Origin of the sequence: Burkholderia sp. BCC1972, assembly GCF_905339605.1 — a bacterium.
Lineage (GTDB): Bacteria > Pseudomonadota > Gammaproteobacteria > Burkholderiales > Burkholderiaceae > Burkholderia.
In genome coordinates, this window is the sequence record NZ_CAJPGH010000001.1 from 1 (window position 1) to 24,053 (window position 24,053).

Annotated in this window: 22 protein-coding genes and 1 pseudogene; 9 read left to right on the top strand and 14 right to left on the bottom strand. The window is 67.4% G+C overall.

Features of this window, described 5'->3' with window-relative positions:
- Window positions 1–76: 76 nt before the first annotated feature.
- Window positions 77–1,270, top strand: coding sequence for a beta-ketothiolase BktB (gene bktB / locus U5798_RS00005; protein ID WP_322080772.1), 1,194 nt, complete (start codon window positions 77–79; stop codon window positions 1,268–1,270).
- A gap of 38 nt (window positions 1,271–1,308) precedes the next feature.
- Complete coding sequence (locus tag U5798_RS00010; RefSeq protein WP_309291612.1) at window positions 1,309–2,163, top strand: 3-hydroxybutyryl-CoA dehydrogenase; 855 nt, start codon at window positions 1,309–1,311, stop codon at window positions 2,161–2,163.
- Between the two features lie 62 nt (window positions 2,164–2,225).
- On the opposite strand, the gene U5798_RS00015 is transcribed toward U5798_RS00010, so the two are convergent.
- The gene (locus tag U5798_RS00015) at window positions 2,226–2,891 is read right to left on the bottom strand and encodes a TetR/AcrR family transcriptional regulator (protein ID WP_322080773.1); all 666 of its coding nucleotides are present in this window, start codon (window positions 2,889–2,891) and stop codon (window positions 2,226–2,228) included.
- Window positions 2,892–2,985: 94 nt separating this feature from the next.
- Between U5798_RS00015 and U5798_RS00020 the strand changes: the two genes are divergently transcribed.
- Both U5798_RS00020 and U5798_RS00025 read left to right on the top strand, forming a co-directional pair.
- On the top strand, window positions 2,986–3,810 hold the full coding sequence (locus tag U5798_RS00020; RefSeq protein WP_322080774.1) for an NmrA family transcriptional regulator: 825 nt from the start codon (window positions 2,986–2,988) through the stop codon (window positions 3,808–3,810).
- Between the two features lie 2 nt (window positions 3,811–3,812).
- Window positions 3,813–4,298, top strand: coding sequence for a DUF1772 domain-containing protein (locus U5798_RS00025; protein WP_322080775.1), 486 nt, complete (start codon window positions 3,813–3,815; stop codon window positions 4,296–4,298).
- A gap of 8 nt (window positions 4,299–4,306) precedes the next feature.
- Here U5798_RS00025 and U5798_RS00030 read toward each other — a convergent pair.
- The 4 genes and pseudogenes from U5798_RS00030 to deoC all read right to left on the bottom strand — a co-directional run.
- A pseudogene (locus tag U5798_RS00030) lies at window positions 4,307–4,483 on the bottom strand (helix-turn-helix domain-containing protein); the annotation flags it as partial.
- 29 nt (window positions 4,484–4,512) lie between these two features.
- On the bottom strand, window positions 4,513–5,379 hold the full coding sequence (locus tag U5798_RS00035) for a DUF2071 domain-containing protein (protein WP_322080776.1): 867 nt from the start codon (window positions 5,377–5,379) through the stop codon (window positions 4,513–4,515).
- A gap of 177 nt (window positions 5,380–5,556) precedes the next feature.
- Window positions 5,557–6,468 carry a phytanoyl-CoA dioxygenase family protein gene (locus U5798_RS00040; protein WP_322080777.1) on the bottom strand — a complete coding sequence of 304 codons (912 nt, stop codon included), beginning with the start codon at window positions 6,466–6,468 and terminating at the stop codon, window positions 5,557–5,559.
- Window positions 6,469–6,633: 165 nt separating this feature from the next.
- Complete coding sequence (gene deoC / locus U5798_RS00045) at window positions 6,634–7,314, bottom strand: deoxyribose-phosphate aldolase (protein ID WP_322080778.1); 681 nt, start codon at window positions 7,312–7,314, stop codon at window positions 6,634–6,636.
- 146 nt (window positions 7,315–7,460) lie between these two features.
- Here deoC and deoR point away from each other — a divergent pair, with 146 nt between their 5' ends.
- Window positions 7,461–8,231 carry a DNA-binding transcriptional repressor DeoR gene (deoR, locus tag U5798_RS00050; RefSeq protein WP_322080779.1) on the top strand — a complete coding sequence of 257 codons (771 nt, stop codon included), beginning with the start codon at window positions 7,461–7,463 and terminating at the stop codon, window positions 8,229–8,231.
- Window positions 8,232–8,265: 34 nt separating this feature from the next.
- Here deoR and U5798_RS00055 read toward each other — a convergent pair whose 3' ends face one another.
- The 6 genes from U5798_RS00055 to U5798_RS00080 all read right to left on the bottom strand — a co-directional run bounded on the left by U5798_RS00055 (window position 8,266) and on the right by U5798_RS00080 (window position 13,852).
- On the bottom strand, window positions 8,266–9,318 hold the full coding sequence (locus tag U5798_RS00055) for an aldose 1-epimerase family protein (protein ID WP_322080780.1): 1,053 nt from the start codon (window positions 9,316–9,318) through the stop codon (window positions 8,266–8,268).
- Between the two features lie 2 nt (window positions 9,319–9,320).
- Window positions 9,321–10,694 (bottom strand): L-fucose:H+ symporter permease, encoded by a 1,374-nt coding sequence (gene fucP / locus U5798_RS00060; RefSeq protein WP_322080781.1) that lies wholly within the window; start codon window positions 10,692–10,694, stop codon window positions 9,321–9,323.
- A gap of 40 nt (window positions 10,695–10,734) precedes the next feature.
- On the bottom strand, window positions 10,735–11,661 hold the full coding sequence (gene rbsK / locus U5798_RS00065) for a ribokinase (RefSeq protein ID WP_322080782.1): 927 nt from the start codon (window positions 11,659–11,661) through the stop codon (window positions 10,735–10,737).
- Window positions 11,662–11,982: 321 nt separating this feature from the next.
- Window positions 11,983–12,348 carry an acetyl-CoA carboxylase biotin carboxyl carrier protein subunit gene (locus U5798_RS00070; RefSeq protein ID WP_322080783.1) on the bottom strand — a complete coding sequence of 122 codons (366 nt, stop codon included), beginning with the start codon at window positions 12,346–12,348 and terminating at the stop codon, window positions 11,983–11,985.
- 42 nt (window positions 12,349–12,390) lie between these two features.
- On the bottom strand, window positions 12,391–13,605 hold the full coding sequence (locus U5798_RS00075) for an MFS transporter (protein WP_322080784.1): 1,215 nt from the start codon (window positions 13,603–13,605) through the stop codon (window positions 12,391–12,393).
- Window positions 13,598–13,852, bottom strand: coding sequence for a hypothetical protein (locus tag U5798_RS00080; RefSeq protein WP_322080785.1), 255 nt, complete (start codon window positions 13,850–13,852; stop codon window positions 13,598–13,600). The genes U5798_RS00075 and U5798_RS00080 overlap by 8 nt, the downstream gene beginning before the upstream one ends.
- A 541-nt stretch (window positions 13,853–14,393) precedes the next feature.
- Here U5798_RS00080 and U5798_RS00085 point away from each other — a divergent pair.
- A complete protein-coding gene (locus U5798_RS00085) occupies window positions 14,394–18,119 on the top strand; it encodes a hypothetical protein (protein WP_322080786.1) in 3,726 nt (1,241 codons plus the stop codon).
- 76 nt (window positions 18,120–18,195) lie between these two features.
- On the opposite strand, the gene U5798_RS00090 is transcribed toward U5798_RS00085, so the two are convergent.
- Window positions 18,196–19,056 (bottom strand): PhzF family phenazine biosynthesis protein, encoded by an 861-nt coding sequence (locus U5798_RS00090; RefSeq protein ID WP_322081192.1) that lies wholly within the window; start codon window positions 19,054–19,056, stop codon window positions 18,196–18,198.
- A 397-nt stretch (window positions 19,057–19,453) separates the two neighbouring features.
- Here U5798_RS00090 and U5798_RS00095 point away from each other — a divergent pair, with 397 nt between their 5' ends.
- Entirely contained in the window at window positions 19,454–20,089 is a 636-nt protein-coding gene (locus tag U5798_RS00095) for a CoA pyrophosphatase (protein ID WP_322080787.1), read from the top strand.
- A gap of 36 nt (window positions 20,090–20,125) precedes the next feature.
- Here the strand turns inward: U5798_RS00095 and U5798_RS00100 are convergent, their stop codons facing one another.
- Window positions 20,126–21,097, bottom strand: coding sequence for an AraC family transcriptional regulator (locus U5798_RS00100; protein WP_322080788.1), 972 nt, complete (start codon window positions 21,095–21,097; stop codon window positions 20,126–20,128).
- Window positions 21,098–21,191: 94 nt separating this feature from the next.
- Here U5798_RS00100 and U5798_RS00105 point away from each other — a divergent pair, with 94 nt between their 5' ends.
- Entirely contained in the window at window positions 21,192–22,025 is an 834-nt protein-coding gene (locus tag U5798_RS00105; protein ID WP_322080789.1) for an oxidoreductase, read from the top strand.
- Window positions 22,026–22,159: 134 nt separating this feature from the next.
- Window positions 22,160–22,996, top strand: coding sequence for an alpha/beta fold hydrolase (locus U5798_RS00110; RefSeq protein ID WP_124456301.1), 837 nt, complete (start codon window positions 22,160–22,162; stop codon window positions 22,994–22,996).
- Window positions 22,997–23,072: 76 nt separating this feature from the next.
- Here the strand turns inward: U5798_RS00110 and U5798_RS00115 are convergent, their stop codons facing one another.
- Complete coding sequence (locus U5798_RS00115) at window positions 23,073–23,993, bottom strand: LysR substrate-binding domain-containing protein (RefSeq protein WP_322080790.1); 921 nt, start codon at window positions 23,991–23,993, stop codon at window positions 23,073–23,075.
- Between the last annotated feature and the right edge of the window lie 60 nt (window positions 23,994–24,053).

Sequence of the window (24,053 nt, forward strand, 5' to 3'; positions counted from 1 at the left end):
CGGCGGGCCGAATTACCCGAACATGTAACGCAACGCATCCTTGCGCCTGCGGGCGCGAACGAACCGGAGTGAGACGATGAGCAATGCAGCGAAAGAAGTCGTGGTGGTGAGCGGTGTCCGTACCGCGATCGGTGATTTCGGCGGCAGCCTGAAGGATTTCGCGCCGACCGATCTCGGCGCGAAGGTGGTCGCCGAAGTATTGTCGCGCGCGAACGTGTCGGGCGATGCGGTCGGGCATGTCGTGTTCGGCCACGTCGTGAACACCGAGCCGAAGGACATGTATCTCGCGCGCGTCGCGGCGATCAACGGCGGTGTCGCGCAGCACACGCCGGCGCTGACCGTGAACCGCCTGTGCGGCTCGGGCCTGCAGGCGATCGTGTCGGCCGCGCAGACGATCATGCTCGGCGATGCCGACGTCGCGATCGGCGGCGGCTCGGAGAGCATGAGCCGCGCACCGTACACGGTGCCGGCCGCGCGTTTCGGCCAGCGCATGGGCGACGGCAAGCTCGTCGACATGATGCTCGGCGCGCTGCACGACCCGTTCCAGACGATCCACATGGGCGTGACGGCCGAGAACGTCGCACGCAAGTACGACATCTCGCGCGACGCGCAGGATGCGCTGGCGCTCGAATCGCATCGTCGCGCGGCGCGCGCGATCGCGGAAGGGCGTTTCAAGGACCAGATCCTGCCGATCGCGATCCGCACGAAGAAGGGCGAGGTCGCGTTCGACACCGACGAGCACGTGCGTCACGACGCGAGCGCGGACGATTTCACGAAGCTGAAGCCGGTGTTCGCGAAGGAAAACGGCACCGTGACGGCCGGCAACGCATCGGGCATCAACGATGCGGCGGCAGCCGTGCTGATGATGAGCGCGGACGCCGCACGCGCGCAGGGCGTGAAGCCGCTCGCGCGCCTCGTCGCCTATGCGCATGCGGGTGTCGATCCGGCCTACATGGGCATCGGCCCGGTGCCGGCCACGCAGAAGGCGCTCGAACGCGCGGGCCTGAAGATCAGCGATCTCGACGTGATCGAGGCGAACGAGGCGTTCGCCGCGCAGGCTTGCGCGGTCACGCAGGAGCTCGGCCTCGATCCCGCGAAGGTCAACCCGAACGGCTCGGGCATCTCGCTCGGTCACCCGATCGGTGCGACCGGCGCGCTGATCACGGTCAAGGCGCTGTACGAGCTGAAGCGCATCGGCGGGCGTTACGCGCTCGTGACGATGTGTATCGGCGGCGGCCAGGGGATTGCTGCGATCTTCGAGAACATCTGATAATCGAACGTTCAGCACCCGAATACACAGGAAATTTCATGGCCATCGAAATCGTCGGCGTCGTGGGCGCCGGAACCATGGGTAACGGCATTGCGCAAACCGCGGCCGTTGCAGGGCTCAATGTCGTGATGATCGACGTCAGCGACGCCGCGCTCGACAAGGGCCTCGCGACGCTGAAGGGCAGCCTCGAGCGGCTCGTGTCGAAGGACAAGCTCGACGCGGCCACCCGCGACGCGGCGCTGGCGCGCATCACGACGTCGACCGACTACGCGAAGCTCGCCTCGGTCGACATCGTGATCGAGGCCGCGACCGAGAACGTCGAGCTGAAGGGCCGTATCCTGAAGCAGATCGAGGCGGTCGCGCGTCCTGACGCGATCATCGCGACCAACACGTCGTCGATCTCGATCACCGCGCTCGCGGCGCTGCTCGCCGATCCGTCGCGCTTCCTCGGCATGCACTTCTTCAACCCGGTGCCGCTGATGCCGCTCGTCGAGATCATCCGCGGGCTGCAGACGAGCGATGCGACCGCGTCGGCCGTGCGTGCGCTGACCGAGCGCTTCGACAAGTCGCCGATCGGCGTGCGCAATTCGCCGGGCTTCGTCGTGAACCGGATTCTCGTGCCGATGATCAACGAAGCGTTCTTCGTGCTGGCCGAAGGCATCGCGTCGGCCGAGGAGATCGATGCGGGGATGAAGCTCGGCGCGAACCACCCGATCGGGCCGCTCGCGCTGGCCGACCTCGTCGGCCTCGACGTGTGCCTCGCGGTGATGGACGTGTTCCTGAAGGACTTCGGCGATCCCAAGTATCGCGCCTGCCCGCTGCTGCGCGAGATGGTGACGGCAGGGCGGCTCGGGCGCAAGACCGGGCGCGGGGTGTACGACTACAGCAAGTAAGCGGCACGTCATGCCCCTTTGCGCGGCCGCCTTCGGGCGGCCGCGTGCATTGAGCGGCGCGGTTACGCGTCGAGTACCGACAGGTCGCGCGGCAGCGCGCGCTTGAACATCGCCAGAATCTGCCGCGCCGCCTTCGGCGGCAGCGTGATCGCATGGCGCACGGCCGCCGCGATCTGGATCATCATCAGCTCGGCGAATGCGTTGCGCTGCGCGCGGGGCGTGTCGGGCGCGACTTCCGCCAACGCATCCGCGAACAGTCCGGCCAGGAATTCGCCGTCCGCGCGATCCAGCGCCTGCAGCGCGCGGTCGGCCTGCGTCGCACGCCAGATGTCGCGCATCAGCGGCTCGTCGACGAACATCCGGTAGTAGCTGTCCGTGATGCGCGCGAGCGTGCCGTGCAGGTCGTCGAGCGTTTTCATCGTGGCGAGGTCGCGCCGCACGCAGTCGTGCCCGACCGCGTTGTAGCGCTCCGCGAGCGTGCCGATCACCGCGGCCTTGTCCGGAAAGTACTGGTACAGCGAACCGAACGAGATGCCCGTGCGTTCGACGATGTCGCTCATCCGGAACGCATCGCAACCTTTCTCGATCATCACTTCCGACGCGCACGCGAGGATGCGCTCGAACCGCTCGCGGCTGCGCTGCTGCGTCGGCACCAGCCGCGCGCGCGCCGGCGTGTCCGCTGCCGTCGTATCGGCCTCGTCGTCCTGCCCCGATTTTTGTCGGCCCATGCCGCCTCCGGAAAAACTTGACGTTGTTAATGCGAGAGTCTATCGTGTTTTTGAAAGGCGAGAAATTCTCGTATTTTGGTCAAAGGAGACACACATGTCGGCACTTCCCATCCTCATCGTCGGCGGTTCGGGCAAGACGGGTGCCCGCGTCGAAGCACGGCTGCGCGCACGCGGCCTCGCGACGCGCCCCGTGTCGCGCACGTCGGCCGTCCGCTTCGACTGGACGGCGCCCGCGACCTGGCCCGCGGCGCTCGACGGCGTATCGGCCGCTTACGTGACCTACCAGCCCGACTTGTCCGTCGAAGGCGCCGTGGAAGCGATCGCAGCCTTTGCACGGCTCGCGCGGGAACGCGACGTCGAGCGTGTGGTGCTGCTGTCCGGACGCGGCGAGCCCGGCGCACAGGCGGCCGAAGCGGCGCTGCAGGCGTCGGGTGTCGGCTGGGGTGTCGTGCGCGCCAGCTGGTTCAACCAGAACTTCTCCGAGGGCTACCTGCTCGACGGCGTGCTGGCCGGCGAAGTCGCGCTGCCTGCTGGCGCCGTGCGCGAGCCGTTCGTCGATGCGGACGACATCGCCGATGTGGCCGTGGCCGCACTCACCGATGTGAGGTTCGCGGATCGTGTGATCGAAGTCACGGGCCCGCGCGCGCTGACGTTCGCCGAAGCCGTCGGTGAAATCGCGCGGGCCGCCGGCCGGCCGGTCGCCTATCGCGAGATTTCGCACGATGCGTTCGTCGCGGGGCTGCACGAGGTCGGGGTGCCGGAACCGGTCGTCGAACTGCTCGACGATCTGTTCCGCGTGGTGCTCGACGGGCGCAACAGCGCGGTGGCGCATGGCATCGAAGAGACGCTCGGGCGGCCGGCGCGCGATTTCGCCGACTATGCGCGTGCGACGGCCGCCACCGGCGTATGGAGCGCCTGACCATGATCGCGTTCGTGACTTCCGCGTTGCTGTGGGGTTCGGCCGTCGGCTGCGGGCTGATGGCCGGCGTGTACTTCGCGTTCTCGACGTTCGTGATGACGTCGCTCGGCCGGCTCGCGCCGCCGGCCGGCGCGGTCGCGATGAACGCGATCAACGTCGACATCGTGCGTTCGCCGTTCATGCCGCTGTTCCTCGGCACGACGCTGATGGCGCTCGCGCTCGTCGTGATCGCATTGTTCGATCGCGACCAGCCGGGCGCGATGGCGGCGGTCGCGGGCGGCGTGCTCTATGTGTTCGGCATGTTCGCGGTGACGATGGCCGTCAACGTGCCGCTCAACGACGCGCTTGCCGCGGCCGATCCGGCGAGCGTGCAAGGCGCGGCACTGTGGGCGCGCTACGTGCACGACTGGACGATGTGGAATCACGTGCGCACGGTCGCTTCGGCGGCGGCATGCGCGTGCTTCATCGCGGGAATCGCGGCGCGGTAGCGTCGTCGCTACGCATGGCACGCCGACGGCGACACGCCGACATGCCGCTTGAACATCGCGGAGAATGCGCTCTGGCTGCTGTAGCCGCGATCCATCGCGACGGTGACGATCGTCTCGCCGCGCGCAAGACGCTTGAGCGCGAGCCGCCGCCGCGCCTGCTCGCGCCAGCGGCGGAAGCTGAGCCCGTTGCGCGCCGGACTGCCTGAGCCGCGCGCTACAGCAACCGCTCGGACAGTACGCGGAATGCGACGTCGGGCACGACGAAGCACAGCGGTTCGCCGGTCGCGCCGATGCGGGCGAGGAAGTCGCCGCCGCCGGTGAGCCCGACCGTCTTCAGCGGCAGTACCGCGTCGACGTCGATCGGCAGGTCGATCGACGCATACGCGAGGCGGTCGCAGTCTTCGACATGGGCAACGGCGGCGTGCTGCAGCGACAGGGCGGCGACGGCCGCACGCCAGTCGTCGAAGAACGGGGCGAAGGCGTCGGGCAGCGTCCGGTCGTCCGACGCTTCGGACGTGCAGCGGAAGTCGGGCGCGCTGCCGCCGCTTCCCGCCAGCCGCGTGTCGTAGCGTCCATCGCGCACCGCATGCGTGAAGGGCCGCGCGAGATGCGACGGCAGCGCGTCGCTGAACAGCCGGCTGCCGAGCGCATAGAGCGGATGGTCGAACACGTTCTTCACGAACAGCACGGTGCGCTCGGCCGGCACGCCGTCCGGCAGCGTGTCGACGTAGAGTCGCCAGTTGCTCTGCAGCGGCGACGGAAACACGCACCGCAGCGGGCCGGCGAGCCGCGGGCCGAAGTGCCGGTGCCGGTAGGTGAGCGTCGTGAACAGCGTGCGGCCGTCGCGGCTCGCGAGCGTGACGCCGCGTGGCACGAGGTGCGCGACGGCCGCGACATCGACAGCCCACGTGCAATACACGACATGTTCGACGTCGCTCGCGAGCTGCAGGAACGGCAGCCGAGACAGCAGCGCGCGGCGTGCGCGCAGCAGCGGGCCGCTCGCGACGATCCGGTTGGCGAGCCGCCCGGCGAGGCCGGTGGACGGGTAGGCGAAGGCGTTGTCGTAGCGCATGGGCGGCATTGTGCCGGGGTTGTCGCATGCGCGAAAGAGGCGGGGCAGTGTCGTTGGCCGAACCGCGTGCATTTGCCGGGCACCGCACGCATGGTGCCGATCGTGCGCTGGATCCAGTGGGCCGGTCTTCACGCGTGGCGCACGCGTACGGGACATGCGGCAGCTCCGCACCGATCCCGCCACGATTCATTCCGGCTCGGGTTCGCGCATCGGCTGCCGCGGCACGTTCAGCCAACGCGCGATCCTGCCGCCCGCGAGCTGCCACTCGAACGGATTGCGGAAATCGAACGTGTACAGCTCGCGTCGAAGGTGCGGCCAGTACCCACGCAGGCTCCGGGACGCCCGGGAGCGCTCGATGCGCGAGGGCCGCCACGTGTCGTGCCAGGGAAAGTTCGTCGCCCTGGTCGAGCGCCGTCGTGGCAACCGGAAATTGAGCGAATACGCGAACCGCGGCTGGTCCGAGAAGTTTGCCCCCGCGGCATGCAGCGTGCGTCCCGCATGCACGGTGCAGTCTCCCGGCATCAACGGACACGCCACGGCGCGCGCCGGATCGAATCCGCCAACACACTCGAGTCCATGTGCGGTCACGTCGCCGCCGAGCGGGAAATGCGGAAGGACGTCGTACAGATGGGATCCGGGGATGAACTGCATGCATCCGTTGTCGATCGAGACGGCTTGTAGCGGAATCCAGAAGTTGACTTCGCGATGGTCGATGCGCGCGTCGGTAAATGCGTCGTCCTGATGCCAGGGCGTCACGGTGTCCGTACGCGACTGCTTCAGGAAAAAGCTGTCGCCGGCAAAGCGAACATCCGGGCCGAGCAGCGCCCTGGCGATATCGAGCGCGGCGCGGCGGATACGGAGTTTCGATAGCCGACGCTCGAAATAGGATGCCCAGTGGAGTTGGAGAAGTTGTGGCCCGGTATCACGCCCGTTCGACTCGGGATAGAAATCGAACATCAGGCCCTGCGCATAGCCGGTGCGGCTGCCGAGCAGACGATGGCCCATTTCGCGCAAGTCCTCGATCTCCGATGTGTCGATCAGCCGGTCGATGACCGCAAAGCCTTCGCGATGGAACCGGGATCGAAGATTGGCTTGCATTGGCGCCTTGACGATAAGTTCGGGGATCGCGAAGCGATGCAGATGACCTCTGGTTTTCGATTTTCGTATTTTCGCGCGGGACGCTTCTGTTCGATATCTTACGTTGGTTGCCGACGGCCGGTCCTGACGCGTGATGCACGCGTGCGAAGGCCGGCCGTTCGCGTGTCAGTACCCCGACCCGCTGCCTCCCTGATCGGTGACGATCGCGACCCCCGAGCTCGTGCCGAGCCGCGTCGCGCCGGCTTCGAGCATCGCGAGTGCGGCCGCGCGGTCGCGCACGCCGCCCGACGCCTTCACGCCGAGCGTCGGCCCGACCGTGCGGCGCATCAGCGCGACGTCCGCGAGCGTCGCGCCGCCGTGGCCGAACCCGGTCGACGTCTTCACGAACGCGACGCCGAGATCGCGGCACATCTCGCACACGCGCACCTTCTCGTCGTCGGACAGCAGCCCCGTTTCGAGGATCACCTTGAGCGGCACCGCGCCGCATGCGCGGTGCACGGCCGCGATGTCGGCCTTCACGTCGTCGGCACGGCCGCTCTTCAGCGCACCGAGGTTGATCACCATGTCGATCTCGCCGGCGCCCGCGTCGATCGCGGCGGTGGCTTCGAATGCCTTCGCGGCCGACAGCCCCGCACCGAGCGGGAAGCCGACCACCGCGCAAACGAGCACGCCGGTGTCGGCCAACTCGCGCGCGGCAAGCGGCACGTTCGCCGAATTCACGCAGACCGAGTAGAAGCGATGCTCGGCCGCCTGGCGGCAGAGTTCGCGGATCTGCGCGTCGCTCGCGTCGGGCGCGAGCAGCGTGTGATCGATGGTTTGGGCGAGTTGGGCGTTGGAAAGCGGCATGTGTCAGGACTCCACGGTTCGTGTGCCGCAAGGGCACACGGAAAGTTGATGTTTTCACATCGGTTTGTTACAAATACGACATTCCGGCCGGGCCTGCGCGCCCGGCACGACGAGCGACTCACGCGACGGGCACGCAGGATACAGGCATGGAAACAAAGAAGGGCGAACGGATCAAGACATTGATGAACGTGCTGCAAGGACAGAACGCGATTCATCTGAAGGAAGTCGCCGAGCTGTTCGGCGTGTCCGAGATGACGATCCGCCGCGATCTCGCGGACAACCCGCACGGCCTCAGCCTGATCGGCGGCTACGTGACGCGCCATTTCGCCGCGCAGCGCAGCGACATCGGCGAATACCTGATCAGCGCGGAGAACAACCGGCAGACCGAGGAGAAGCGCCGCATCGGCAAGCTGGCCGCGCAGTTCGTGACGACCGGCGACACGATCTTCGTCGACTGCGGCTCGACCACGCCGTTCATCGTCGATTTCATCCCGGACGACCTCGAGTTCACGGCGGTCTGCAACTCGCTGAACGTTTTCGCGAAGCTGCAGCAGAAGCCGCATTGCAACGTGATCCTGTGCGGCGGCGTGTATCACCGCCAGAACATGGTGTTCGAATCGGTCGCCGAAACGGGCATTCTCGACTCGGTGCGCGTGTCGAAGGCGTTCATCTCGGCGGCCGGCGTCAGCGACCGCTGCGGCGTCACGTGCTTCAACTTCCACGAAGTCGACGCGAAGAAGAAGGTGATGGCGCGCGCGCAGAACCGCTTCCTGCTCGTCGACCACACGAAATTCGACGAAGTGCGCGCGGCCTACTTCGCCGAACTGACCGATTTCAACTACGTGATCTCCGACGGGCAACTGAGCCGCCGCTACGAAACGGCGATCCGCGAACACGGGATCGCGCTCGTGACCTGATGCCGCGCGGCCATGCATCGCACCTTGCATTGCATCAGGCATCACGTGCTTCCGCCGCGCTCAGGTAGCCGGTGAGCACTTCGAAGCGGCGCGTCGCACCCGGCGCGAGCGCCGCGACGTGGCCCTTGCGGCGTTCGGCTTCATACCCTTCCGGCTCGCAGGTCGAAGGCAGCACGAACGCGGCGACCTGCTGGTCCGCGTTGTGCAGGATCCAGCGCGCCGCATGCGGGAATTGCTCCGGGCGATACGCGGTGTGGAACGCGCCGCCGTCAGGATGCGCGAGCCGGAAATGCGCGACGCCGTCGGCGTCCGTTTCCGCACCGTCCATGAAGAACACGATCTCGGGGTCGTACAGCGCGGGCGTATCGAGCGTCGCGAGCCGCTCGGGTTCGCGCGCAAGGATGGTCGTGTAGTCGCGCCATGCAGCGGTCGGCTTCACGTGCGCGGGCACGCTGTCGCGCAGCCGCAACCCGCCGCGCGACAGCGACTGCACGAAGCGGCCGCCCGGCACGTACGCGTAGTTCAGGTGGGCCATGTACATCAGGTCCATCGGCGTGCCGCCGAGGTTCGTCACGGCCATCGTGATCGTCATCCGCGCGTCGTGCTCGGCGAGCCGCACCGACGGACGTGCGACATAGTGGCTGCCGAAGCCCTGCACGTACTCGTATTCGCCGGTCACTTCGACGAGCGCGCCGCGCGCATCCGCGCCGACGACGAGGCTCGCGCGGTCCATCGGCGCGCATGGCATCTCGCCGTGCAGCGCATGCGTGTCGTCCGGCCCCGGGCAGCCGTTGCGCAGCAGCCCGCTGTGGAACATGAAGCAGCCGTAGGTATCGATGATCGACGTTGCGCGCTTCGGCTGCCGGAACATGTGCTTCATCGTCAGGTCGCGGCCGTCGAATTCGGCGGCCCAGATCATCTGGCCGAGATACGGCAGCACGACGAGGTGACCGCGACGGTTCTCGAGCCGCAGCGCCTCGACGCCGGACGGATACGCGAACGCGGTGACGGTGAGGCCGTCGGTGCGGTACAGCGTGTGCGGCGCTTCGCGGAAGTCGTCGCGCCGCAGTTCGATCTCGCCTCGCATGGTCACGCTCCCGACGTGTTGCGCGACGCGGCGTAGCGCGCGGTTGCGCGGCCGTCGGCGGCGGCGTCGGGCGTCGCGGCCGGCAGGTGGCGCAGGCAGTAGAAGCCGTAGTAGACGATCACGACGAAGCATGCGAGCGGCACGACGAACGCGAGCTGCATGTTGCCGCCGGTGTGATCGGAGATCAGCCCCTGGATCAGCGGCACGACCGCGCCGCCGACGATGCTCATCACGAGGATCGAGCCGCCGTATTCGGTGTCCTTGCCGAGACCGTCGATCGTCAGGCCATAGATCGTCGGCCAGCACGGGCCGAGGAACACGCTCACGCACACGGCCGCATAGACGGCCGTGATGTTGTGCACGCTGATCGTGTACGCGAGCAGCGCGATGCACAGGATGCCGTAGACGATCAGCACCTTGGCCGGGCCGACGCGCTTCATCACGAGCGTCGCGACCAGCTTGCCGACGAAGAACGCGAAGAACGTCGCGAGCAGGTAGTGCGACGCGCCGCGCTCGGTGAGGCCGCCGATCTGCATCGCGAGCCGGATCGTGAAGCTCCAGACGCCCACTTGCGCACCGACATACAGGAACTGCGCGACGACGCCCGCGACGAAGCGCCGGTTGCCGAACAGCCGCGCGAGCGTGCCGCGCGCGTCGATCCGGTGCGTGATCGCGCCGGGCCCGTTGCCCTTGCAGGCCGGGTAGGGCGTGAGCGCGAACACGATGAACACGGCGACGAGCACGGCGATCAGCCATTTGTACGGCGCGAGCGTGGCCTGGATCATCGCGAGCTGGTGCACGCGCGCGTCGGCCGCCGACATCGCCGCGAGCTGCGCGTGCGACGCGTCGCCTTCCTTGAAGATCAGGAGGCTGCCCATGTAGACGCCGGCCATCGCGCCGAACGGATAGAACGTCTGCGAGATGTTCAGCCGCCGCGTGCTGGTGTCGCGCGGGCCCATCAGCGTCGAATACGAGTTCGACGCCGTTTCGAGGAACGACAGGCCGGCCGCGATCACGAACAGCGCGACGAGGAACATCCCGTATTTCGCCATCGACGCGGCCGGGAAGAACAGCAGGCAGCCGGTCGTGTAGAGCAGCAGGCCGACGAGGATCGTCGTCTTGTAGCTGAACTTCTTCACGACGGTCGCGGCCGGAATCGCGAGGAAGAAGTAGCCGAGATAGAACGCAGACTGCACGAATGCCGATTCGAAGTCGGACAGGAAGAACGATTTCTTGAACTGCGCGATCAGCACGTCGTTCAGGTTCGCGGCGGTGCCCCACAGCGCGAACAGGCAGCACAGCAGCGTGAACGCGAAGAGCGGCGTGCGGTTCAGGTAATAGCCGTCGGGGGTGTGTTCGATCCTGGCTCGGCTCATGGGTGTCTCCTTCCCAATGTCTCGTCGATGAAGGCGCCGATCAGAAGCCGGCGTCGTGGAGGAAGCGTTCGAACGTCGCGGCGTCGGCGTACGACTTCTGCGTGCCGAGGCCCGTGACCGAATGCGCGGCATACGCGGACGCGTAGCGCATCGCGTCGACTGCGTCGCGCGATTGGGCGTAGCAGCGCGCGAAGCAGCCGATGTACGCATCGCCTGCGCCCGTTGTGTCGCGCGCGTCGACCGGTACGCCCGGCACGTGCCGCACGCGGTCGCGCGAGACGAGCAGCGAGCCGTTGCTGCCGAGCGTGACGAGCACGTGCTTCAGGCCGCGTGCGACCAGCGCTTCGGCGGCGCGGGTCGCGCTCTCGCGCGAATCGACCGGCATGCCCGACACGATCGCGAGCTCGGTTTCGTTCGGCACGAAGAATTCGACGGAGCGGATCCGGTCGAAATCGAGGCCGGCCACCGCGGGCGCGGGGTTCAACAGCACGGGGATGCCGTGCCGCGCGCCGAATGCGATCGCGTGATAGACGGTGTCGAGTTCGATCTCGAGCTGCAGCACGATCAGTGCGCATTCGGCGAGCGCCGGCGCGGCCGCGTCGATGTCGGCCGGCTTCAGGTGGCGGTTCGCACCCTTGACGATCAGGATGCTGTTGCTCGAATCGGGTTCGACGAAGATCGGCGCGACGCCGCTCGGCACGCCGGCGACCTTGCGCACGTGCGTGGTGTCGATCCCTTCGCGCTCGAAGTTGCGGATCGTGTTGTCGGCGAACACGTCGTCGCCGACCTTCGTGACCATCACGACGCGCGCGCCGAGGCGGGCGGCCGCGACGGCCTGGTTCGCGCCCTTGCCGCCGCAGCCGAGCTCGAAGTTCGGCGCCTCGAGCGTTTCACCGCGGGCGGGCATGCGTTCGACATAGGTCACGAGGTCGACCATGTTGCTGCCGATAACGGCGATTGTCTCCATCTGGGTCTCTTCCTTGGTATGAGGTGGGCCGCGCATGGTCGGCGGCGGCCGCAATGAATGATAATAAAATAACATAAATGTGAGAATACAATCTTTAAATGTGAAATTGATCACTATTTGGGCTGGCCGTCTGGAGAGGGTGGTGGCATGTGGCGGTGTCGACATACACACAAGGTCGCACTTATGAGAAGGGGGCAGGTCACTTGACCCTGAAAATCTTCATCTATCAATGAGTTGCGCCGTCGCTGAGAAAAGCGAACAGCGAGCCGCCGGTAAGCGGCAGGGCGGGGCGCACAAGGGCTGCGCCTCGCGCCGCACGTCTCAGGCGGCGTCGGCCGTGATGCTCGCGAGCGTCTGTCCCGCCGCCACGATGTCGCCGAGCTGGCAGTGCAACGCAGTGAGCGTCCCCGCGGCCTGCGCGTGAATGCGGTTCTCCATCTTCATCGCTTCCACGATCGCGATCACGTCGTCGCGCTCGACCCGGCTGCCGAGCGGCGCATCGGGGTCGAGCGCGAGGCGGTCGAACGGCCCGACGCCGCCGGTCCAGGGCGAACGGACTGATGGCGCGGCGGCCTCGGCGCTGTCCACGAAGGCCGCGCAGGCGATCGCCTGATCGACGGCGGATCCCGGTGCGCCGTGCTGGATGAATGCGTCGACCAGATGCGTGTCGAGCTGGCCAGCCTGCACGCGCGGGTCGCGCAGTGCCGGCTGGCGTCCAGGCCGACGGCGTTACCGGGGATGGACCTTGAGTTTCACCTGGAGGAAGGTCAGCGCGCCGAGTGCGAAGACGGCGACGGTCCAGGTGCCGTCATGGTGCAGCAGCACGGCGGCCGTGGCGGCGATGCCGGCCAGGCCCTGCTGCAGGAAGCCGCACAGCGCCATCGCATGCGCGCCGTGCGCCTGGGCGTCGCTGACGGCGGTCGCCATGCTGTTCGGGAACAGCACGGCCTGGCCGAAGATCGTCACGCAGTACAGCGCGATGAAGATCCACAGTCCGGCGACGTGGATCAGCAGGCCGCTTGCCCAGGACGCGAGCATTAGCGTGGTGGCGGCGGCGACGAGCGTTGCGCCGGTGTGCATGAGCCGTATGCCGCCCACGAGGCTCACGAGGCGATTGACCAGCATCGCGCCGCTGAAGTACGCGACGCCGATCAGGAGGCCGATGCCGCCGAAGCTTGTCACGGCCAGCCGGAAGTGCTCCTGGAACACGAACGGGCTCACTTCCTGCAACGTCACGGTCGTCGCGAAGCCGAGCCCGCCCGCGCAGGCCGGCCACAGGAAGCCCGGGCGGCGCAGCACGGCCCAGTAGGTGCCGGCCATGCCGGTCGTGACGGCGTCGCGACGTCCTGCTTTGAGCGGCAGCGATTGCGACAGGCCGATCGCCAGCGCGCCGGTGACGGCCATCAGCACGAAGCCCGCCTGCCAGTGGCTGTAGCGGCCGATCAGCCCGCCGATGAACTGGCCGCCGCCGAGCGCGGTGATGAACGCGATCGACAGCACCGAGAGCCGGCGCGCCAGTTCGTCGCCGCGCCAGTTGTCGCGCACGATGATGCGGGCGATGATCGCCGCGCCGCCGCCCGCGACGCCCTGCACGGCGCGCAGGACCAGCAGCGCCGGCGCGGACGTGCAGCGCGCGAGCAGCAGGCTGCTCGTCACGAACAGCAGCAGGGAGATCAGCAGGGGGCTGCGACGTCCCCAGCGTTCGGCGGCCGCGCCCCAGAACAGCACGGGCAGCGCCGCGCCGATCACGTAGGCGGAGATGGACAGTTCGGCGGCGCCCTGCGTCATTTCCAGTTCGCGCATCACGATCGGCAGGGACGGTAGATACACCGTCGTCGCCATCTGCGCCATGAAGACGATCAGACAGGCCAGCGCCATGGCGCGAAAGGTCGAGGTGCTGCTTTTGAGCGGCGTCTCGACGGCGAGCGCGCGTTTGTCACTCATGGTTGGCCCTGAGTCGGTTGAGGCTGGCGGCGAAGCGCTCGATGTCGTCGCGCCGCATGTTGGCCCGGATCATGATTCTGAGGCCCGCGCGGTCTTTTGCAATCACCGGGAAGAAAATCGGCGAGGTATAGAAGCCCTGCTCCAGCAGGTGCTTCGCGAACAGGATCGTATCGATTAACCGAGCGATGACGCTATTTGCGGGATTATTGTCGGTGCGACATCCCGACGGGATTGGGATCCAATCCACCTAATTTGCCATCCGAATATGGCATGTGACACCCGTGCCTTCGCAACTATATGCTGCAATTCGGATTGTCGACGAGTAGTTTGCGCAAGGAAACTTCCTGGACATCGGGGCAAGACTATTTCGAAGCGTGGCTCGAGTGGGATGCGCGTGTCGTTGACGTGAGCAAGCTCTCTGTTCGAATAGAGCCGGTCTCTAGTGCGTCCTTTTTTGTCGCTCGACACGGGCGGCCGCCATTTCTTCCTGCGCCCGGCGCGCGACCGATCCTGTTGTTTGTGACAGTTTCCTGTCCGGCCACGCGTGCCGGCTGCTACTCGCTTCGCATTTCGTGACGCGAATTCCGATCACGTTTCATCATGCGGGCGATCTCCGCTCTACTAGCCGAATCAATCCGATACCGTATTCGTGATGACGGCGCCGCCGACGCGCGGCGCCGTCATGATTCGAGGATCTCCCCATGCCCCTGCGGCTTCCTGGCCGGCTTCGCCCATCGAGTGCCGATACCACCAGCACGAGCAGCGACGCGCCAACCACTCACGCCGACGTGGACAAACCCGCGGCACAGGCGCGGCACACGCTGCTCGACGGACTGTCGAAGGTTCCGCGCCGGCTAGGCGGCAAGGTCGCGAAGGGGCTCGAGAAAGCCGAGCCGGAAGTGGGCGCGGCGGCGGCGGCCAGCTACGAGCTGTGGGCTGTGTCCAATGCGACCGCCGCCGGTAGCGGGCTCGCCAGCACGTTCCACGGCGCGACCGAGCAGACGCACGTGGTCGGCGAGGCGACCACCGGTATCGGCATGTTGCCGCAGGCGCTCGATGTTGCCGCGACCGCGGTCTCGATGACCAACAAGACGGTGACGCTCGCCAAGACCGCGAGCGCCGCGAAGGATGCAAAGCCGGGCACGCTCGCCGGCAACGACGCACGGGTCGCGTACGATCTCGCGAAGGGTAACGCCGCGCGTGCCGCGCCCGGCGCAATCCGCGACGTCGGGCTCGGCGTGCTGGGCGAGGTCGGGCGCGGCGAGAGTGCCGCGCATCATGGGCAGTCGATGTACGGCAGTCACGCGGTGACTGCCGATGGCGCGATCGGCCTGGCCGGCAGCGCGATGTACGTTGCGGCCGGTGCGATGACGAGCGCGAAGGTCGACCGCAGCGTCGATCGTATCCAGTTGCTGCGTGCGGCGGTCAGGAACCCGGTCAGCGCGCGTACGGATTCGTCCGGCGCCGCGCTGCGCGAACTCGACGATCTGCACGCGTCCGGCCGGATCGGCTCGAACGCCTACGCGATCCTGCGCACGCGCAGCGATGCGGAGGTCGCGCGCTTCATGAAGAATTTCAACGCCCTCGGTCTGGTTGGCCAAAAGAAGCTGCTCAACCTGCTGCACTTCCCCAGTACGCGCAATGCGGTGCAAGTGCTGAACATGGGGCGCACGACCAACCTGAACAGCGCGAGCATGCGGCGCGGCGCCCGCGAGGCCGTGATCGACGCGCTGATCGAGGCCGAAGTGCGCCCCGGCCGCAGCGAGGCCGTGTTCGACGCACTGAAGACCGCCCGCTCGGAGGCGCTGGGTGCCAGGAGTTCGCCGGCCGTCGCGTCCGTGGAAGCGCAACTGCGCAAGGCCGGCATCGACCTGCACGCGTTCCCGCCATCGACGCTGCGCGCGATCGCCGCGGCCGGCGATGTGCCGGCCTTCATCGCGCGCTACCAGGCACTGCCGGCCGCGGACCGCGAGCGCTTCCACGCGACGCTGCACTTCGGCTCGTGGCGCTTCTGGAAGGCCGACGCGACGCTGCCGACCACGCGCCCGCAGCGCGCCGATATTCGCGCCGCGCTCGTCAGGCAATTCTCGCAGGGCACCGACCTCGACCGGCTCGGCGAGCTGCGGACGCGCTACAACCAGAAGGTGCTGCCGTTGCAGACCGGCCGCGCGCATCCGCAACCGGACATAACCGACACACTGCGCAAGCACATCCTCGCGCATCAGGACGTCGCCCTCGACGCGCTGCGCGAGGAGAAGCGTCATGCGAAGGTGCAGGTCGGCTATGGAGCCGTAAGCGGCGCGTTGTCCATCGCGGAACTGGCGGCGAATCCCGGTGCGGCGGCGGGCGTCAGCGCGACGCGCGCGGTGATGAGCCCCGTCTATCTCGCGTATGCCGGCCGGCGTTCGCTTGCTGCCGACATCAACCGGCGCAATGCGATTCCCGTTACCGCGGCGATGCGCGAGGAGGCGTTGCTGCGCGGGTTGCCCGATCTCCATGCAAGAATCGCGAACGGCGGCGCACGTGCGATGCGGCTGCGCAATGGCGATCATTTCCTTGCGAACACGCTGAAGATGTCGCCCGGCGACATCGCGAAGCTCAATGCGCTGGAACGCGCGGACCGCTTCGACGACGCGCATGCGCTGCTGACCGCGCATGCTCCCGACGCGAGCGCGAAGCTGGCACTGCGTGTGCTCGCCGAGGAATGCAGCGGGCTCGGCACCGACGCACAGCAGCGCGATGCGCTCGCGTTTGTCGCGCGCGAGGCCGCGCTCGGCAGCGGCGACAGCTACACGGCACTCGCCGGCATCACGCCGATGTCGCAGCCGGACGACAGCTACGACGCATTGCAGGCGCATTGTCTTGAAGAGGCTGCCTATACGCCCGGGCCGGCGCTCGCCGCGCTCGGCGCACGCGTGGCCGGCGGCGACGCGCCGGCGACTGTCGGTTTCGACGTGGCGCCGTATCGCGGCCGGCCGGCGTCGGAAGTGACCGGCATGCTGACGACGCGCTTCGCGGCCGACAACCCCGTGTTCGCCGCACGGCTGTTCGCCGCGGAACTGCGCGGCGGCGGCCCTGCCGCGGTGGCCGCGCGCAACACGTTGCGCGACTTTCGCTTCACCGAGACGGAAATCGGCGAGCTGGAAGCGATGCCGAAGCACAAGGCGGCCGCGTGGCTCGAATCGCACCTGTTCGGCGAGCACCTGCGGCGCCGCTTTTCCGACCAGGTGCTCGATTCGCGCGGCGTCAACGCGGCCTCGGCGGTGGCGGACCGGATGCCGGAGCAGGGCGTGTCGGCCGCCGAGCCGTTGACGTGGCGTCTGAAGCTGGAACAGGCCGGCGTCAGCGTGATCGGCAACCATGGCTCGCCGGGACTGGACTCGATGCTGTATGCGCTGCACCAGCAACTCGGCGGACACAGCGAAATGCCGACGAGCATCGCGTCGCGCAAGGTGATGAGCGCACGCCGCCGCATCCTGGCCGAGATAACGGCCGCGCAGCCGGATCGCCACGTCGACGTGGTGCGCGATCGGGACGCGATCGTGCGCATTGCGGCGGACGTGTTCGGCAAGCCCGGCGCGACCGTGAAAATCGTCGACGCGACCGGCGAGGGGGCGCCGCATCTTGTCGGCGGAGCGGCTGCTGCTGCCGGCAGCCCGGCTTCGCGCGTCGACGCGGTGCTGTGTCACGATCAGGGGAGCAACTGCACATTCGTGCTGCACGGCGGCGATGCGCGCACGCTGCCATCGCGCACGGAGAGCAGCGCGTTCGAACTACCGCTGCTGGATCTGGGCAGCGGCGACTTCTCCGAGGAGGTAATGGGGACGCTGGGCATGGACATGCCGGTCGAAGGCCGATCGCCCGACGGCGGGGCGCTCGCGATCCGGAGCCCGGCGGATCTGACGCGTTTCATCGTCGGGGCGCAGCCGCACGGCGTGACGGCTGCGGCGGGGCACTCGACCGTATCGCCGGCGCACGAAGCGCTGTTTGCCTATCACGGGATGGTGTTCCGCGGCGATTCGCGCTCACCGAGCGAGGTGGTCGGGGCCGGCGGGTTCGCGAGCCGGAATCCGCTTGACGTCGACGCGCACCTCCTGGAGGCGCAGGGGCTTGCGCGGACCAAGGGCGCGACGGGGCAATCGGGTGTATCGACCGCGAAAACTGCGGCGCACGCTTTGCCTTACTGTGCAAACGGCGCAGGCTCCGGGCCCGGGTATCTCTACGTGATCGACACGCGGCGGCTGGGCGAAGGACAGCACGCGTACGACATGACGAAGACGATGGTCGCGAACGGTCACATGACCGTTGCACCGGACGGTGATGATCCAACCGGGCACGAGGTGAATGCAACGGGCGTTTCGGCCGAGGCCATCGTTGGATGGGTAAAGATCGAAGATGCCGACGCGTTTGTCGATCGGATGTCGTCGGGAGGCGGCGACCCGGCGCAGGCGCTCGCCGACCTCGTTCGGCGCGGTGCGCCAGTTGAAATGAATCCGCTATACGTGGCGGATTGACGGCGAGCCGCGACTGGTTCGATCGCGGGTGCGCTGGCCGGTTTCTCGCTGCGCCCCGCTCGGCAGATACCGCCCGCTACACGTTGACGACACCGCGCCCGAGTTCCACCACGCGCCCGCCGACGCTGATCCTGCCATCCGCGCTGACCGACAACCGCAGCAGGCAGGGCCGCCCGACGGCTTCGCCTTGCTCGACCTGAAACGCGGCAGGCAGATCGCGTCCGGCGGCAAGCAACCAGCCACCCAGGTTCGCGCAGGCCGAGCCGGTACCCGGATCTTCCGACACGCCGCCGCCCTGCTTCACGAAGAAGTAACGGGACACCACCGTCCCCGGCCGTTCGGCGTCGAACGCGAACACATACGCGGTCCTGCGGCCGAGGCTGCTATGCGGCCAGCTGTCGAGGAGAGCGCCGTCGGGCCGTGCGCGCCGCACGGCAGCCGGGTCCTTGAGCGCGACGAGCAACTGATCGGCGCCCGTGTCGACCCAGATCGGCGGCGCGAGCAGATCATCTTCGGCGAGCCCCAGCAGTGCCGCCGTCCGTGCGCCGGACAATTCGCACGGTGCCGTCTTCGGCATGCCCGCGTGCGGCGCGACGAACGTCCACACGTCGTCGCGCGCATCGACGTCGACGACGCCGGCCTTGAATTCGAGCGCCAGCGCGTCGCCCGCTTTCAGCAGGTCGCGCACGACATGCGCGGTGCCGAGCGTCGGATGGCCCGCAAAGGCCATCTCATAGCCCGGCGTGAAGATGCGGACCCGCGCGTGTGCATGGTCGGACGGCAGCACGAAGGTCGTTTCCGACAGGTTGAACTGCACGGCCAGCGCCTGCATGGTCGCGTCGTCCATGCCGCGCGCGTCTTCGAATACGCAAAGCGGGTTGCCGCCGAACGTCGATTCGGCGAAGACATTCAGCAGGCGGAAGGCATACGGCGTCATTGGAATCTCGCGTGGGTGCGGCGATTGGCCGATTCCGGAACAGGGTTGATCGGCTGTTTGCGCCGGCGTGATCGATGCATGGCGTTGCCATGCGGTACGCCATTGTGCCCGCAAGATGCGATGAAGGGGCGGCGTACCTGCGATCGGCTTTTCATGCATCATCGGGGTTATCCGATTCGCCCCCGGCGGTCCGGTCCAGGCATCCTGATTTCCGCAACGATGGCGGACGCGCTTGCGTGGGAGCAGGCAGTCGCGCATGCGCGCATGCTATCCGCGATCGCATTCGAATGCCGATTCATCCGGTTGTACGACCAAGACAACGACGCCGCGCCCAGGTAACACGTGTCGGGTTCAGTGTCGCTCGACGCGTGCCGATTCAGGCAGGCAGGAGGAAGACATGGATTCCGACGGAAGCGTGCCGAGTCACGCCGGCGGGCAGGCTGCACTGGAAGCGATCGTGCGAGGTGTGGAAGGCTTCCGCATTCCCGCCGCAACGGATTGGCCGACGGCGAAGCAGACCCTCGCGGACAACGACGGCCAGTGGAAATTCTCCGCGGTCCTGGTGGCGATCGTCACACGGCGCGAACCGACGATCCTGCTGACCAAGCGATCGTCGGGGCTCAGCGAATACGCGTCGCACGTGAGCTTTCCGGGCGGGCGTCCGACCGAATCCGACGCGAGCATCGGCGCGACCGCGCTGCGCGAGGCATTCGAGGAAATCGCCCTCGATCCCGCTGCGGTCCGCGTGGTCGGCAGCCTGCCGATTCATAAAACCCGCAAGCGCAATCACGCGATCTTTCCCGTGATCGGCATCGTGCCGGAAACCGCCGCATGGGAGGCCGCGCCGGTCGAAGTCGAGGAGATCTTTGAGTTTCCGTTCTCGGCGCTGCTGAATCCGGACCTGCCGCGGCAGTACAGCGACGGCGAACGCGCGGGCGGCTGGTACTGGGCGGACCAGCCGCAGGACATCTGGGGCGTGACCGCGTTCATCCTGAAGTCGCTGGCCGGCCTGGCGCTCGATGCCGCAGGTTGAGTGCGTGCGGCGCGGCCGGATTTCGGCGCTCGACCATCAATGCGACGACACGAACACCGCGTCGTCGAATGCCTCCGGAATCGCGAAGCTTTCACGCATGCGCTGCGTTTCCTTCGCCGGCGTGAGGCCGAACAGACGCTTGAATTCGCGGCTGAACTGCGACGGGCTCGTATAGCCGACCGCGTAGCCGGCTGCCTCCGCCGTCAGGTCCTGGCGCACCATCAACAGCCGGGCCTGATGCAGGCGCGTCGATTTCAGGTACTGCATCGGCGAGACCTGCGTGACCGCCTTGAAGTGACTGTGAAAGCTCGGCACGCTCATGCCGGCTGCGTCGGCCAGTTGCGACACGTCGAGCGGCTGCGCGTAGTCGGCATGGATCACGCGCAGCGACCGGCCGATCCGGCCGAACTGCCCGCGCATCGCGAGCGCGCTTCGCATCGCGCTGCCCTGGGCGCCGGTCAGCACGCGGAAATACAGCTCGCGCAGCAACGCCGGGCCGAGCACCGCGGCGTCGAGCGGCCGGTGCATCGCCTCGACGAAACGCAGCACCGATGCGTGCATCGCGTGATCCATCGGCGTCGACATCATGCTCTTCGGCGCCTGCACGGGTTCCGCGCTGCCTGCGCGGTCGATCTGCGCCGCGAGTTCGGCGGCCAGCGTGAAATCGAGGTGCAGGTACAGCGCGAGCAGCGGGCGCTCGGGCGTCGCGTCGGTTTCCATGCTGAACGGGACAGGCACGGACACGGCCAGGTAGTGGTGTTCGTCGTACAGGTAGCGTTCGCCGCCGAAGTAGCCGCGCTTGGATCCCTGGCACACGATCACGATGCCGGGGTCGTACAGCACCGGCGTGCGCGACAGCGCGCGGTTCGAGCGCAGGATGCGCACGCTCGGCAGTGCCGTCAGGTTGTAGCCCTCGTCGGGCGCCAGCGCGCGCAGCAGCGTCGCCAGGCGCTTCCGGTCGCGCGGAGACGGCGATGGTGGTTGGGCGGAGGTGGGGGCGGCGCTCATAGTTTTGTGCAAGAAAATCAGCGGAATCGGGCTTATTCGACGTTGCTCGCCAGACTAGTATGCATGCTCCAATCGCTATTCGGGAGAAGCACACATGGCATCCGGCAACATCATGCTCATCACGGGCGTCAGCAGCGGGTTCGGTCGCGCGCTGGCACAGGAGGCGCTGGCGGCCGGTCACACGGTGGTCGGTACGGTGCGAAGCGAGCAGGCGGCGCGGGAATTCGAAGCGCTGTCCGCGCAGGCGGCGTTCGCGCGCGTGCTCGACGTGACCGACTTCGACCGTATCGACGGCGTCGTCGCGGAGATCGAGGCGAACGTCGGGCCCGTCGACGTGCTGGTGAACAACGCGGGCTACGGGCACGAAGGGATCATGGAGGAAGCGCCGCTCGCGGAGATGCGCCGGCAGTTCGACGTGAACGTGTTCGGCGCGGTCGCGATGATGAAGGCCGTCGTGCCGTTCATGCGCGAGCGCCGGCGCGGGCGCATCCTGAACATCACGTCGATGGGCGGCCACATCACGATGCCGGGCATTGCTTACTACTGCGGCAGCAAATTCGCGCTGGAAGGCATTTCCGAATCGCTCGGCAAGGAGCTCGAGCCGTTCGGCATCGCGGTGACGGCCGTCGCGCCGGGATCGTTCCGCACCGACTGGGCCGGCCGCTCGATGGCCCGCACGCCGCGCTCGATCGCCGACTACGACGCGCTCTTCGACCCGATCCGCCAGGCGCGCGAGGAGAAGAGCGGCAAGCAGCCGGGCGACCCCGCGAAGGCCGCACGCGCGATGCTCGCCGTCATCGCAGCCGAGCACCCGCCCGCGCATTTGCTGCTCGGTAGCGATGCACTGCGGCTGGTGCGGAACAAGCTGTCCGCACTGGACGACGAAATCCGCGCGTGGGAAGCCGTAACGGTCTCGACGGACGGTTGACGCGCGGCACCGTTCCTTTCCTGCCGGTGGATGATCGATTGTCGCGACGCACGATGGCACCGGGGTTTCACAATAATGGCCGATAATGGCTGCGGCCCGTTCGCCACGTTCATCCACCTCACAGGAGCATCGCGATGCCATACGTCACCACGAAGGACAACGTCGAGATTTTCTACAAGGATTGGGGTCCGAAAGACGCGCAGCCCGTCATGTTCCACCACGGCTGGCCGCTGTCCAGCGACGACTGGGATGCGCAGCTGCTGTTCTTCGTCCAGAAGGGCTATCGCGTGATCGCACACGACCGGCGCGGCCACGGGCGCTCGGCGCAAGTCTCGGACGGCCACGACATGGATCATTACGCCGCGGATGCGTTCGCGGTCGTCGAAGCGCTCGACCTGCGCAATGCCGTGCATATCGGCCACTCGACCGGCGGCGGCGAAGTCGCGCGCTATGTCGCGAAGCACGGCGAGCCGGCCGGCCGCGTCGCGAAGGCCGTGCTGGTCAGCGCGGTGCCGCCGCTGATGCTGAAAACCGAATCGAACCCCGAAGGCCTGCCGCTCGAGGTGTTCGACGGCTTCCGCAAAGCGCTCGCGGACAATCGCGCGCAGTTCTTCCTGGATGTGCCGAGCGGCCCGTTCTACGGGTTCAACCGGGAAGGCGCAACCGTGCATCAGGGCGTGATCCGCAACTGGTGGCGCCAGGGCATGGAAGGCAGTGCGAAGGCGCACTACGAAGGCATCAAGGCATTCTCGGAAACGGACCAGACCGACGACCTGAGGTCGATCTCCGTCCCGACGCTCGTGCTGCACGGCGAAGACGACCAGATCGTGCCGATCGCGGACGCCGCGCTGAAGTCGATCAAGCTGCTGAAGAACGGCACGCTGAAAACCTACCCGGGCTACTCGCACGGGATGCTGACGGTCAACGCGGACGTCCTGAACGCCGACCTGCTGGCATTCGTGCAGGCCTGACGATGTCGGGCGCTTGCCTGCTCCGGCGGGCTGCGCCGTGACGGGCGGCAGGCGCCGCGACCGCCTGCCGCGTGTTTCAGCCCAAGCCGTTGAAGCGGACGCCGGGATGCGCCAGGCGTGGCAACCGGCTCGCCAGAAACGCATGCAGCTCGCGCACCTGCGCGGCCTTGCCTGAATCCTCGGGCCAGACGAGGTAGTACGCGTCGCCGGTGGCGACGGCCGTCTTGAACGGCAGCACGAGCTGCTTCTCGTCGATCGCCTTCGCGCACAGCGCGAGGTCGCCGATCGAAATCCCGTGGCCGGCGATCGCCGCCGCCATCCCCTGTTCGAGCATGTCGAACACCTGCCCGCGCGTGATGTCCACGTCCAGATCGTGGCCACTGCCCTTGAGCCAGCGGCGCCAGTCGCGCCGGTCGGGCGACGGGTGGATCAGCTCGCACGCGGCCGGGTTCGCCCGTGCGACCGTGGCGGTCGCGCGCGAGCACACCGGAATCAGCCATTCGTCGAACAGTTTCACGCAGTGCGTGCTTTCGCCGAACCTGCCGGTGCCGAGCAGGATCGCGCAATCGTAGGATTCGCTGAAGAAATCGACGGTATCGACATCCATCCACACGCTCGCGATCTGCACTTCGAAGGCCGGCCGCGTCGCGCGAAACGCGGCAAGCGCATCGAGCAGCCAGCGCATCGTCAGCGTCGACGGCGCCTTGAGCCGCAGCACGTCGCGTTGCGTCCGGAACAGCATGCACGCTTCCTCGACCTGCCGGAAACCGCGCCTCAGGCCCGACGCGAAGATGTGCGCTTCCGCCGTCACGGTCATCTTCGGCCCGCGCCGGACGAACAGCTTCCGGCCGAAGTAGGCCTCGAGCGTCTTCACGTGCTTGCTGACCGCGCTTTGCGTCAGGCTCAGTTCCTCGGCGGCAAGCGTGAACGAGCCGGTGCGTGCGGCGCTTTCGAATGCGCGCAGCGCGTAGACGGGCGGGAGCGGCTTGGCCTTCATGGGTTTAGATTATGAATAAAACTCATGTGATGAGGCAGGATTTTCCGTTTTTCAACAGTG